The organism is Streptomyces sp. NPDC054866 (genome assembly GCF_053610745.1).
In genome coordinates, this window is the sequence record NZ_JBSGZA010000002.1 from 408,480 (window position 1) to 420,633 (window position 12,154).

12 protein-coding genes are annotated in these 12,154 nt (G+C 71.7%); 5 read left to right on the forward strand and 7 right to left on the reverse strand.

What is annotated here, in order from left to right; translation table 11 throughout:
• Positions 1-122 precede the first annotated feature (122 nt).
• Together ACWGI2_RS10545 and ACWGI2_RS10550 are read right to left on the reverse strand one after the other, a co-directional pair.
• Entirely contained in the window at positions 123-899 is a 777-nt protein-coding gene (locus ACWGI2_RS10545) for a class I SAM-dependent methyltransferase (protein WP_453395065.1), read from the reverse strand.
• A gap of 127 nt (positions 900-1,026) precedes the next feature.
• Positions 1,027-1,563: an SAV_6107 family HEPN domain-containing protein gene (locus ACWGI2_RS10550; RefSeq protein WP_453694915.1), complete on the reverse strand. Its 537-nt coding sequence runs from the start codon at positions 1,561-1,563 to the stop codon at positions 1,027-1,029.
• 163 nt (positions 1,564-1,726) lie between these two features.
• On the opposite strand from ACWGI2_RS10550, the gene ACWGI2_RS10555 reads away from it, so the two are divergent.
• From ACWGI2_RS10555 to ACWGI2_RS10575, 5 genes are all read left to right on the forward strand, one after another.
• Positions 1,727-2,488, forward strand: a complete 762-nt coding sequence (locus tag ACWGI2_RS10555; RefSeq protein ID WP_453694916.1) for an ATP-binding cassette domain-containing protein — start codon at positions 1,727-1,729, stop codon at positions 2,486-2,488.
• Positions 2,460-4,544: a YhgE/Pip family protein gene (locus tag ACWGI2_RS10560; protein ID WP_453694917.1), complete on the forward strand. Its 2,085-nt coding sequence runs from the start codon at positions 2,460-2,462 to the stop codon at positions 4,542-4,544. Before ACWGI2_RS10555 ends, ACWGI2_RS10560 begins: the two co-directional genes overlap by 29 nt.
• Positions 4,545-4,594: 50 nt before the next feature.
• Entirely contained in the window at positions 4,595-5,212 is a 618-nt protein-coding gene (locus ACWGI2_RS10565; RefSeq protein ID WP_453395069.1) for a TetR/AcrR family transcriptional regulator, read from the forward strand.
• Between the two features lie 380 nt (positions 5,213-5,592).
• Positions 5,593-6,207, forward strand: coding sequence for a DUF4126 domain-containing protein (locus ACWGI2_RS10570; protein WP_453395070.1), 615 nt, complete (start codon positions 5,593-5,595; stop codon positions 6,205-6,207).
• Between the two features lie 45 nt (positions 6,208-6,252).
• A complete protein-coding gene (locus ACWGI2_RS10575) occupies positions 6,253-7,779 on the forward strand; it encodes a phytoene desaturase family protein (protein ID WP_453694918.1) in 1,527 nt (508 codons plus the stop codon).
• A gap of 43 nt (positions 7,780-7,822) precedes the next feature.
• Here ACWGI2_RS10575 and ACWGI2_RS10580 read toward each other — a convergent pair whose 3' ends face one another.
• The 5 genes from ACWGI2_RS10580 to ACWGI2_RS10600 all read right to left on the reverse strand — a co-directional run bounded on the left by ACWGI2_RS10580 (position 7,823) and on the right by ACWGI2_RS10600 (position 12,106).
• A complete protein-coding gene (locus ACWGI2_RS10580) occupies positions 7,823-8,695 on the reverse strand; it encodes a hypothetical protein (RefSeq protein ID WP_453395072.1) in 873 nt (290 codons plus the stop codon).
• Between the two features lie 44 nt (positions 8,696-8,739).
• Positions 8,740-9,660 carry a methylenetetrahydrofolate reductase [NAD(P)H] gene (gene metF, locus ACWGI2_RS10585; RefSeq protein WP_160504553.1) on the reverse strand — a complete coding sequence of 307 codons (921 nt, stop codon included), beginning with the start codon at positions 9,658-9,660 and terminating at the stop codon, positions 8,740-8,742.
• A gap of 89 nt (positions 9,661-9,749) precedes the next feature.
• Positions 9,750-10,406, reverse strand: a complete 657-nt coding sequence (gene thiE / locus ACWGI2_RS10590) for a thiamine phosphate synthase (protein WP_453694919.1) — start codon at positions 10,404-10,406, stop codon at positions 9,750-9,752.
• A 115-nt stretch (positions 10,407-10,521) separates the two neighbouring features.
• Entirely contained in the window at positions 10,522-10,887 is a 366-nt protein-coding gene (locus ACWGI2_RS10595) for an Rv2175c family DNA-binding protein (RefSeq protein ID WP_453395074.1), read from the reverse strand.
• 52 nt (positions 10,888-10,939) lie between these two features.
• The gene (locus ACWGI2_RS10600) at positions 10,940-12,106 is read right to left on the reverse strand and encodes an NAD(P)/FAD-dependent oxidoreductase (RefSeq protein ID WP_453695710.1); all 1,167 of its coding nucleotides are present in this window, start codon (positions 12,104-12,106) and stop codon (positions 10,940-10,942) included.
• Positions 12,107-12,154 lie beyond the last annotated feature (48 nt).

The window sequence follows — 12,154 nt, forward strand, 5'->3', positions numbered from 1 at the left end:
CGGCCGGTCCGGCATGCCGGACGGTCTGCCTCGATCATACGGCGCCCATAGCCCGTTCGGGGGGTATGTGCCGTACTCCATGTGCGGCTGCGTCGCTGATCAGCGGGCGGCGGGGCCGGACATCAGGTCTCGTCGGCATCCCGGGTCTCACCGAGCACATGCAGCTGGGTGGCCACGGAGTGGAAGGCGGCGAGCTCGGCGGCGGCCGCCTCCAGCTTGAGCAGGGCCTCCAGGGCGCCGGGCTCCGTGTCCACCAGAACCCCGGGAACCAGGTCGGCGAAGACCCGCACCCCGTGCACCGCGTCGACCCTGACGCCCGCGCCCTCGACCAGCTCGGTGAGCTGCTCGGCGGTGAAGCGCCGGGGCACGGGGTCGCCGTCGCCCCAGCGTCCCGCCGGGTCGCTGAGTGCCTGCCTGGCCTCGGTGAAGTGCCCGGCGAGCGCCCTGGCGAGCACGGCCCCGCCGAGTCCCGCGGCGAGCAGGCTGAGGGTGCCGGAGGGGCGCAGCGCGCCGACCGCGTTGCGCACGCCTTCGGCGGGGTCGTCCACGTACTCCAGGACGCCGTGGCACAGGACGGCGTCGAACCCGGCGCGCTCCACGACGTCGAACAGGCCGTGTACGTCGCCCTGGACGCCGCGCACCCGGTCGGCGACGCCCGCTTCGGCTGCCCGGCGCTCAAGGGCGAAGAGGGCGTTCGGGCTGGGGTCGACGACGGTGACGCGGTGGCCGAGGCGGGCGACGGGCACGGCGAAGTTGCCGCTGCCGCCTCCGGTGTCGAGCACGTCGAGGGAGTGTGACTCCCGGCCCGTGGCCTTGACCCGGCGGTCGAGAGCGTCCTTGAGGACCTCCCAGACCACGGCGGTACGGAGAGAAGCGCGGGGGCGCATCGGGTCCGACACGGCAGTTGACTCCTCGGCGCGTCCACCGCATGTCCGCGGCGGAGCTAGGGGGTTCCCTCCGCCTGCTCTTGCGGCAGCCGGGAGGGTGCGGGCGCTCCCACCCTATTGCCTTCGGCCGACTGCCCCGTCACCCGTCTCGGCCGGCGTCCGGCGGCTCCTGCCTGGGCTGGGGCAGCACGGGCTGGAGCACCAGCATCCGCTCGACGAGGCGTAAGAACATCGCCACGTCACGCAGCAGGTCGTCCGCGTCCCGGACGGTGGCCGCGCCCTGTATGCCCGCCTCCGCGCGGGCCCTGCGCGCCGCGCCTGAGGCGAACAGGGCGCTCCACTCGGTCAGTTCGGGTGCTATCTCGGGGAGCACTTCCCAGGCGCTGCGGATCCGCTGCCTGCGTCGTGGGGTCGTCTCGGGCCTGCCGCGGGCGGCGAGGACGGCGGCCGCGGTGCGCAGGGCCGCGAGGTGGGCCGTGGCATAGCGCTCGTTCGGAGTCTCCTGGTGCGCGGCCTCGTCGATGCCGGCGCGGGCCTGGGCGAGCAGTTCGAGTGCGGCGGGCGGGGCCGTGGCCCGGCGGAGGACGGGGTGGACGTCGCTCGCGGGGCCGGTCAGTGAGGGAGCAGGGCCGACGGGGCGGTGCCGACGTGCGGCTGCTGCGGAAGTGCTGGCCATGACGAACCTCCTGTCGTCGCGTAACGGCTCTGTGGCCGTATGTGCACATCGTGTAGTACGCCACTGACAATCGGCTCTGACCTGCGCTTTTGCCTCGATCGCCGGTTCGCGTTAGTTTTTGCACTGACCAGTCAGTTCAAAAGAGTGGGTGCGAGGGGGAACTGTGGACGGGCCGAACGACGGCGCGCGGGGAGCCGCCGTCACAGCGCGGGAGTTCGGGCTCAAGGGACCGCGGGGCTGGGCGTTCCGCGGGGTCGGGGTCGAAGCCGGGCCGGGGTCGCTGATCGCGATCGAGGGGGCTTCGGGCTCGGGCCGCACCTGTCTGCTGCTCGCGCTCACCGGGCGGATGCGCCCCACGGAGGGCGAGGCGTCCGTGGGGGGCTTCCGGCTGCCCAAGCAGCTCGCGGCGGTCCGCCGGATCAGTGCGCTCGGGCCCGTGCCCGGCGTGACGGACCTCGATCCGGCGCTGACCGTCGCCGAGCATCTGCACGAACGGGCCCTCCTGGAGCGGCGGTTCGGCGGCTCGCTGCGGGGGCTGCTGAGGCCGCGCGCCGAGCGGGCCGCCAAGGCACGGCTGCGGATCGACACGGCGCTGGCCGCCGCGGGGCTCGACATGGAGTCGCTGCCCAAGGGGCGCCGGACCTCCGTACGGGATCTGGAGCGCCTGGAGGTGCTGCGGCTCTCCGTGGCCCTGGCCCTGATCGGGCGGCCCCGACTGCTGGGCGTGGACGACGTCGACCTCAAGCTGTCGGATGCCGAACGGGGCGAGGCCTGGGCCCTGTTGAGGTCCATCACGGAGAGCGGCACCACCGTCGTCGCCGTGTGCAACGAAGCCCCCAGGGGTGCGATCGCCGTGTCCACCGACCGCAGCAACGACGACGACAAGGAGACGGCAGATGCGCTCGCCGAAGCTGGCCGCGCTTGAGCTCAGGCGCTTCGGCAGGGGGAAGCTGCCGCGCATGGCGCTCGTCGCGCTCCTGCTGCTGCCCCTGCTGTACGGCGCGCTGTACCTCTGCTCGTTCTGGGACCCGTACGGCCGTCTCGACCGCATACCCGTGGCGCTCGTCAACGACGACAAGGGCGCCACGGCCGCGGGCAAGAAGCTCGCGGTGGGCGACGGCATCGTCGACGGGCTGGAGGACAGCAAGACCTTCGACTGGCACGAGGTGAGTTCCGCCGAGGCGCGCAAGGGCGTCGAGGACGGGACGTACTACCTGTCCCTGAGGATGCCGTCCGACTTCAGCAAGCGCGTCGCGTCGAGTTCCGGCGACTCTCCGGAGACGGGCGCTCTCCAGGTCCGGACGAACGACGCCAACAACTACATCGTCGGGCAGATCTCCCGGACGGTCTTCTCCGAAGTGCGCACCGCGGCCTCGACCAAGGCCTCGCGCTCCTTCCTCGACAAGATCTTCATCTCGTTCTCCGACATCCACGGGGCGACCGAGAAGGCCGCCAAGGGGGCGGACAAGCTCGACAGCGGCATCGGTGAGGCCAAGAAGGGCTCGAAGAAGCTCGCGACCGGCCTCAAGGACGCCAAGAACGGCAGCAGCGACCTGGCCGGGGGCATCAAGAAGCTCGACAAGGGCGCCGGCAAGCTGGAGACCGGCTCGAAGAAGGTCTCGGACGGCACCCAGAAGCTGGCCGACAAGGTCAACGGCACCGCGGACGAGGTGCGGCCCTTCCTGAAGGACAACGGCAAGACCATCGGGGACACCGCCAAGCTCGTCGCCGACTCCTCCAAGGCCCTGCGCGGCAACCTGGACACCTGGGTCAAGCTCGCACCCGTGGCGGCCGACGGCGCCAAGAAGGGCTCCGAGACCATCAGCGGCCTCTACACGGAGCGCTGCGTGGACCTCCCCGTGCCCGACCCGGCCTGCCCGCAGCTCAAGAAGGCCAAGACGGCCGCGGAGAACGTGTCGACCATCGCGGACGACATGAACACCGTGGTCAAGGACCAGAACAGCGACGTCAAGAAGATCGACAAGAACCTCGCCACGCTGCAGAAGAAGTCCGAGGCACTCGCCGAACGCGCACCGCACCTCGACGAGGACCTGAACAAGGCCGTCACCCAGATCAACGACCTCAACACGGGTGCGGGGAAGGTCGCCGATGGCGCCAAGAAGCTGCACACGGGCCTCGGCACCGCCAAGATCGGCGCCACGGACCTCGACACGGGTATCGGCAAGCTGGAGACGGGCGCGACCGATCTGAAGGGCGGCATGTTCAAGCTGGCCGACGGCTCCGAGAAGCTGTCCGGCGGGCTGCACGACGGCGTCAAGAAGATCCCCGACTACGACAAGCAGGACCGCGACCAGCGCACCGACGTCATGGCCGACCCGGTGCAACTCGCCTCCCAGTCGATGCACAAGGCGCCCAACTACGGCACGGGCTTCGCCCCGTACTTCATCCCGCTGTCCCTGTGGGTCGGCGCGATGGTGGCGTACATGCTGATCCAGCCGCTCAACCGGCGCGCGCTCGCCGCGGGCGCCTCCGCCTGGCGGATCGCGTTCGCGGGCTGGCTGCCGGTCGCCGCCCTCGGCGTGCTCCAGACAGCCGCCCTGATGTCGGTCCTGCACTGGGGACTCGGTCTGCAGATGGCGCGGGCCGCCGGGACGGTGGGCTTCCTGTGCCTGGTGACGGGCTGCTTCGCGGCGATCGTGCAGTGGCTGAACGCGCGCTTCGGAGCGGCGGGCCGGATCCTCGTCCTCGCGGCCCTGATGCTCCAGCTGACCTCGGCCGGCGGCACCTACCCCGTCCAGACGAGTCCGTCCTTCTTCAGCTGGATCCACCCCTTCCTGCCGATGAGTTACGTCGTCGACGCCCTCCGGAGGCTCATCACGGGCGGCGGGCTCGGCCCCGTATGGCAGGCGTGCGTGGTCCTGACGGCCTTCACGGCGGGCGCCCTGGCGCTCACCGCGCTCTCCGCGCGCCAGAAGCAGGTGTGGACCCTGGACCGTCTGCACCCGGAGCTGAGCCTGTGAGACCCGCGACCGCGCCTGTGCGGGCGCCAAGACCTGTGAGAATCGGGCCCATGGACAGCAGCGCAACCAGCACCCGGCGTGAGGCCACCCGGCAGAAGCTCTACGAAGCGGCCGTGACCCTCATCGCGGAGCAGGGTTTCTCGGCCACGACGGTCGACGAGATCGCCGAGCGGGCCGGGGTCGCGAAAGGCACGGTCTACTACAACTTCGCGAGCAAGTCGGTCCTCTTCGAAGAGCTCCTTCGGCACGGCGTCGGCCTGCTCACCGCCTCCCTGAAGGAGGCGTCCGAGAAGGCGGCGGGGAGCGGCGGCAGCCAGGTCGACGCGCTGGACGCGATGATCCGGGCCGGCCTGGTCTTCATCGACCGCTATCCGGCCTTCACCCAGCTGTACGTCGCCGAACTGTGGCGCACCAACCGCGCCTGGCAGTCCACCCTGATGGTGGTCAGGCAGCAGGCGGTCGCCGTCGTGGAGGACGTCCTGCGCGCGGGCGTCGAGAACGGCGAGCTCAGCGAGGAGATCGACATCCCCCTGACGGCCGCCGCGCTCGTCGGGATGGTCCTGGTGGCGGCGCTCGACTGGCAGGCCTTCCAGCCGGAGCGCTCCCTCGACGACGTGCACTCGGCGCTCTCGCGGCTGCTTCAGGGCCGGGTGAGCGGCGGGCGCTGAGCCCCTCCCCGCCCCGCGCCCACAAAGGCGCCGGGCCGGTGTCACCTGATCTCCAGATGACACCGGCCCGGCGCTTCTTGCGTTCCCCCGTAGTCCCCCGTTCGGCCCCTCGGGTGGTCATCCCCCGAGCGGCCGCCCGTCTCCCCGTGTCTCGCTCCCACCTTCGGCGGGGTGGGAGGAGCGGCCAAGGGCGCCGCGCCGTTCCGCCGCCCCGTGTCGGCGGTACGGGCGCTGCGCCCTTCTCCGTGTCCCTCACTCTTCCGTCTTCGCAGGTCGGGACCCATCCGCGCTGGTACTCATCTCCATCACTAGGTACGGATACTCAGGCCTGGGTGCTCAACCCCAGGCCGGAACGTTCCCTACTGGTTACGATCGCGTCCGTGTCCGTACTCCCCCTGGTCTTCACCAGCGGCTGGGCAAGCGGGATCAACGCGTACGCCGTGGTCCTGCTGCTCGGTGTCTTCGGCGCGACCGGGATCTCCGACGAGGTGCCCGAGGCGCTGCAACGTCCTGATGTGCTGATCGTTGCCGGGATCCTCTTCGCCTGCGAGGCCGTCGCCGACAAGATCCCCTACGTCGACTCGGTGTGGGACACGGCGCACACCGTGATCCGGCCGGTGTCCGGCGCCGTGGTGGGCGCGCTGCTCGCCGGGCAGAGCGGTTCGCTGTCCGACCTGGCGGCGGGCGCGGTGGGCGGTTCGACGGCGCTGGCGAGCCACTTCGTGAAGGCCGGGACGCGGATGGCGATCAACACATCGCCGGAGCCGTTCAGCAACGTCATCGTGAGCACGGCGGAGGATCTCGGGGTCGGCGGGATCGTCAGCTTCGCGATGTTCTATCCGGAGGCGGCGGCGATCATCGCGGCCGTACTGCTGGTGCTCGGTCTGATCCTGCTGTACTTCCTGGTCTCGCGGATCCGGCGGTTCCTGCGGCGCAGAGCGCAGCTGCGCGAGGAGAAACGGCTCGCGGCGCACCAGGGACGGCCGCCGGACTGAGGGCTCCCGGCGTGACTGTCAGTGGTGGCCGATAAAGTCCCTGGCATGGCACGGATTGTGGTGATCGGCGCCGGGATGGGCGCGATGGCGGCCGCGGCCCGGCTGGCCGTCGCGGGCCACCGGGTGGTGGTCCACGAGCGGTCGGGGACGTACGGCGGCGCGCTCGGCAGCCTCGAGCGGGACGGCTTCGCCTTCGACACGGGACCGAGCCTCCTCCAGCTCCCGGCCGTCTATCGGGACTTGTTCGTCAAGACGGGCAAGGAACCGCTGGAGAAGTGCGTCGAGCTCTCCCAGGTGGAGCCCGCCGTGCGGCACGTCTTCGCGGACGGCACGACGGCCGACCTGCCGAACGCCTCGCGCGCGGGCGTCGGCGACGCCCTCAACGCGGCGCTCGGCAGCGGCGCGGGCGCCGCCTGGTCGGCGTACATGAACCGCGCCCGTGAGGCGTGGGACCGCACTCGGCGCCCCCTCCTGGAAGAGCCGCTCTGGCCGAACTGGCAGGTCCTTGCCGAGCGCGAGCCCTACCCCTCGGTGCCGCGCAAGCGCCTCCTGCGGCGCGAGCGGCGCGCGAGCACCCTCACCGAGGTCGGTGAACTCGAACTGGGCGGCGACGCACGCCTCCTGGCACTCCTGGAGCAGTACGCCCTCGCGTGCGGCCTCGACCCCCGTGCGACCCCGGCGAGCGCGGCCGTCCTGCCGTACATGGAGCACACCTTCGGCGCCTGGTCCGTGCGCGGCGGGATGCGCGCGCTCGCCCGGGCCGTGTACGAGCGGTGCCTCGCCCGGCGGGTCGAGTTCGCGTTCGACTCCCCCATCACCCGGATCATCGAGAAGGACGGCCGCGCGGCGGGCGTCGAGCTCGCGGACGGGACGGTGCGGGAGGCGGACTTCGTGGTCGCCGGTGTCGCGCCCGGCGCACTGGACGGCTTGCTGTCCGGTGTATCCGCCTTGTCCGGCGATTCCGGTGTGAACATACGGGCGGAGGGTGAAGTGCAGGCCCGTTCGGGACTGCCGAGCCGTCTGATGGTCTTCCTGGCACTGACCGGCCCCCGGCCTGACGGCACACCCCACCGCACGGTGCTGCACACACCCGACCGCGGGGACGAGCTCGACCGGCTCTTCGGGGACCGCCCCGGACTGCCCGCCGCCCCCACCCTCACGGTGCTGCGCCCGGCCGACCCCGCGCTCACGCCCGACGCCGGGCACGAGGCGGTCACGCTGACGGTCACGGTGCCCGCGCACACGGAGGTCACCGAAGCGGACGTGCAGCGGTTGCTCGACCGTGCCGAGGCCGTGGTGCCCGGACTCCGTGACCGCCTCCTGTGGCACGAGGTCCGCACCCCCGCCGACATCGCGGAGGCCACCGGCGCCGACGGCGGCGCGGTCCCGCCCCCGTCCCTCGCGGCGGGAGAGGGCCGGCTGCTCCACCCGGCCAACAGCACACGCCTGCCGGGGCTCTTCGCGGTCGGCGGCTGGGCTCATCCCGGCGGCGGTCTTCCGCACGCGGGCATGTCCGGCACGCTGGTCGCCGGACTGATCGTGGAGGGACCGGAGTTCCGGGGCTCGCAGTGAGCGGCGGCGGCCCGCGGCGCCGACCGGCACCGCAGGCCCCGGATCAGTACCGGTACTGCTCGTTGTACCCCGCGTCGTAGCCGTTCCCCTGGGCCTGCTCGCCCTGGTAGGGGTAGGGCTGCTCCGGCGGGAGTTCGCCGCCGTACTGCCCGTAGGGATCCTCGACGCTGCGCTGCTGGGGCACCCAGACCCCGCCGGGCGGCGTCTCGTTGTACGTCCCGGCGCCGCTGCCGTATGGATCGGCGGCAGGATAGGGCGCGTACTGCTGCTGGTCGCCGTACGTGTCGTAGCTCTGCTGGCCGCCGTACGTCTGCGTCCCGATGTACGGGTCGGAGTACGCGGCGTACTGCTGCTGCCCCGTCTCGCCGTACGCGTACGGCTGCTGGGGGTCATAGCCCGCGGTGGCGTACGTGTCGTAGCCGTAGCCGCTGTCCGCGGAGGCAGGCTCCTGCTGTGCGTACGCAGTGTCGCTGTAGACGCCGTACTGCCCGGTGTCGTCGGGCAGCGGCTCCGGCGCGTAGACCCCGGTGCCGGGCGGGGCCTCGGGCGGCGGCCCTGCCGGACCCGCCGCCTCGTACTCCAGGTCGGAGACCTGGAGCGTCGGGTCCTGCGAGGCCTCGGTACCGCGCGGATTCGTCTTGCGGCGCTTGCTCAGGCCGGGCTGGCCGCCGAGCGCCCAGCCGGTCGAGAAGCCGCGGCGGAACGACAGCGTCACGTACGTCTGTCCCGTGGCGAAGGCGATCGCGCCGACCCCGATGACCACCACCGAAGGCAGCAGCACGCCGATGACCACGCCGAGGAAGCCGCCGAAGGCGAGCAGCCGCCAGCGCAGCCGTGCCTTGTACTGCAGCAGCACCTCGCCGAGCAGCCACAGCGCGACGCATCCGAACGCGATGTAGAGGACCGTCCAGCCCATGTACGCCCCTCTCCCCACGGCCGCCGCCCCAGGGGTACGGCCGGTCAGGCCTGCGGATGATGCAGACCCAGATTCTCGTAGATTTCCAGCGTGGCCGTGGAGTTGTTCAGCGTGATGAAATGCAGCCCCGGCACACCCTCGTCAAGGAGTCGCGCGCAGAACTCCGTCGCGAACTCGATGCCAATGGAGCGTACAGCCGCCGGATCGTCTTTGGCTGTGAGGATGCGCTCTTTGAGCGCCGGGGGGAAGGAAGCGTTGCTGAGCTGGGGCAGCCGCTCCAGCATGCGCACGTTCGTGACCGGCATGATCTCCGGGATGATCGGTGTCGAACAGCCCGCGGCCTCGACCCGGTCGCGAAGGCGCAGATACTCCTCCGGGTAGAAGAACATCTGTGTGATCGCGTAGTCGGCGCCGGCCCGGCACTTGTCGACGAAGTGCCGGACGTCGGTGTCCCATTCCTCCGAGCGCGGATGCATCGCGGGGAAGGCAGCGACGCCCACGCAGAAGTCGCCCGACTCCTTGATCAGCTGGACCAGTTCGGCGGCGTACGTGAGGCCCTCGGGGTGCTTGACCCAGTCGGCGAGGGGGTCGCCGGGCGGGTCGCCGCGGACCGCGAGCATGTTCCTGATGCCGGCGTCCGCGTACTGCCCGATGATGTTGCGCAGTTCGGCCACGGAGTGGTCGACCGCGGTCAGGTGGGCGACCGGCGTGAGCGTCGAGTCGGCGACGATCTGCTGCGTCTCCTTGACCGTGCCCGCACGCGTGGACCCGCCCGCTCCGTACGTCACGGAGACGAAGCTGGGGGCCACCGCCTCGACCCGGCGCAGGGCGTTCCACAGGTTCCGCTCGCCCTTCGGGGTCTTCGGCGCCGAGAACTCGAACGAGTACGTCGTCTTGCCGGTCGCGAGCATGTCGCGCACGGTGCGTGCGCGATCAGTTCTGGTGGAAGCAGTGCCTAGGGCCATACGGGCAGGTTAGCCACGGGGCACCGATACCGGCTAATCCCCGTCCACCCTGCGGACAGCCTCCCCGAAGGTTGGCCGAAGATCGCCGATCAGGCCGTACGCAGCCGCTTCGCGAAGTCGGCCGCAGCGGCCCCCGGGTCGTCCGCCTCCGTGATCGCCCGGACGACCACCACGCGGCGGGCGCCCGCTTCGAGCACCTCGTCGAGGTTGCCCGCGTCGATGCCGCCGATGGCGAACCACGGGCGGTCGGTGCCGAGCGAGGCGGTGTACCGGACGAGGTCGAGACCGGGGGCGTGCCGGCCAGGCTTGGTGGGGGTCGGCCAGCAGGGGCCCGTGCAGAAGTAGTCCACGCCGTCCTGCGTCGCCGCGGCCGCGGCCTCGGTGTCGGCGTGCGTGGACCGGCCGATGAGGACGTCGTCACGGCCGCCGAGGATCGCGCGGGCCGCGGGGACGGGCAGGTCGCCCTGGCCCAGGTGCAGCACGTCGGCGCCGATGGCGTGCGCGATGTCCGCGCGGTCGTTCACCGCGAGGAGCTTGCCGTGCCGGCGGGCGGCTTCGGCGAAGACCTGGAGGTGTTCGAGCTCCTCGGCCGCCTCCATGCCCTTGTCCCGCAGCTGCACGATGTCGACGCCGCCGCCGAGGACGGCGTCGAGGAACTCGGGGAGGTCTCCCTGGCGCTTGCGGGCGTCCACACACAGGTAGAGACGGGCGTCGGCGAGCTGCTCGCGGGCAGGCTTGGTGGCCATGAAGAGGTCCCCCCGGTCGTCGGTGGCCTACGGGCCGCGTGTCCCCGGGGACACGCGGTCCGTACGCAACGGTTTTCCGTTTCGGTCAGACGTGATTCCGTCGGACGCGTTTCGGTCAGACGGCGAGCGCCTGGGCGCGGCGCTTCACCTCCGTGCCGCGATTCTCGCTCAGGGCCTGCGCGGGGGTGCCGGGCAGGGTCGGGTCGGGAGTGAAGAGCCACTCCAGCATCTCTTCGTCGTTGAAGCCGTCGTCCCTCAGGAGCGTCAGGGTGCCGGTGAGGCCCTTGACGATCTTGTCGCCGTCGATGAAGGCGGCCGGCACCGCGAGCGCGCGGTTCTCACCACGGCGTACGGCGATCAGCTGGCCCTCCTTGACCAGCTGGCGCACACGCGTCACCTCGACGTCGAGCATTTCTGCGATGTCGGGGAGGTGGAGCCACTCGGGGACGAGAGCATCAGTCTTTGCGTCAATCTCGGTCACGGGGTCAAGCGTATCCCCGGGCACCGACAGCGGCCGGGCAGCGGCCCCTCGGTCAGGGCAGTACGGCCTTCTTGAGGGGCACTGCGGGGTCCGACGCCAGCTCGGCCGACAGGTGGGCGCCCGCCTCGATCAGCTTGCGGCCCTGCGCCAGGTCTCTGGGGCGGCCCACCGCGAGGACGGCCACCAGGGCGCCCCCGCGCAGCCAGCACACGGTCCAGGCAGCGCCCGCGGGGTCGCCGCGCCACACCAGCTCGTCGGCGGAGGCGTGGTGTCCCGCGTACTGGACGAAGCGGCCGAACTGCTCGGACCAGAAGTACGGGACGGGGTCGTACGCGGCGGGGTCCTCGCCCATGATGTTGGCCGCCACCGTGCGCGGGCCCTGGAGGGCGTTGTCCCAGTGGTGCACGAGAAGGCGCTCTCCATACCTTCCCGAAGGGAAGGAGGAGCAGTCGCCGACCGCGTACACATCGGGTTCCGACGTCCGCAGGTGGTCGTCGGCGAGGATCTCCCGGTGGGCGCCCAGGGTGATGCCGGAGTCCGCGAGCCAGCCCGTGGCGGGGCGGGCGCCGATGCCGACGACGACCGCGTCCGCGGGCAGCCGGGTGCCGTCGGCGAGGAGGACGCTGCCGGGCTCGACGTGGTCCACGCGCGCGTGGGTGCGCAGTTCGGCTCCGGAGTCGGCGTACCAGGCCGTCATGGGCGCCGCGACCTCCGCGGGCAGCGCCCCGGCGAGCGGTCGCTCGGCGGCCTCGACGACGGTGACCGAGCAGCCCGCCTCGCGCGCGGCGGTCGCGAACTCGGCGCCGATCCAGCCCGCGCCGACGACCACGATGCGGTGCTGCTCGGCGAGCACGGGCCGCAGCCGCTCGGCGTCGTCGAGGGTGCGCAGCAGATGGACGCCGGGGACTCCGGCCGCGCCGGGCAGCCGGATCGGCTCGGCGCCGGTGGCGATGACGAGGGCGTCGTAGGGAACCGGGCCCCGCTCCGTGTCCAGTTCGTGGTCCGCGGGGCGGACGCCCGTGACCTCGTGGCCCAGGCTCAGCTCGATGCCGAGCGCCTCGAAGTCGATGTCGAAGGCGGAGCCCTCCGCCTTGCCGAGCAGGACGGCCTTGGACAACGGCGGCCTGTCGTACGGCTGGTGGGGCTCCGCGCCGATCAGGGTGACCGCACCGGCGAACCCCTGCTCGCGCAGGGCCACGGCGGTCTGCACCCCGGCCATCCCCGCGCCCGCGATGACGACCCGGCGCTCTTCGTGCCCCTGCCTCTG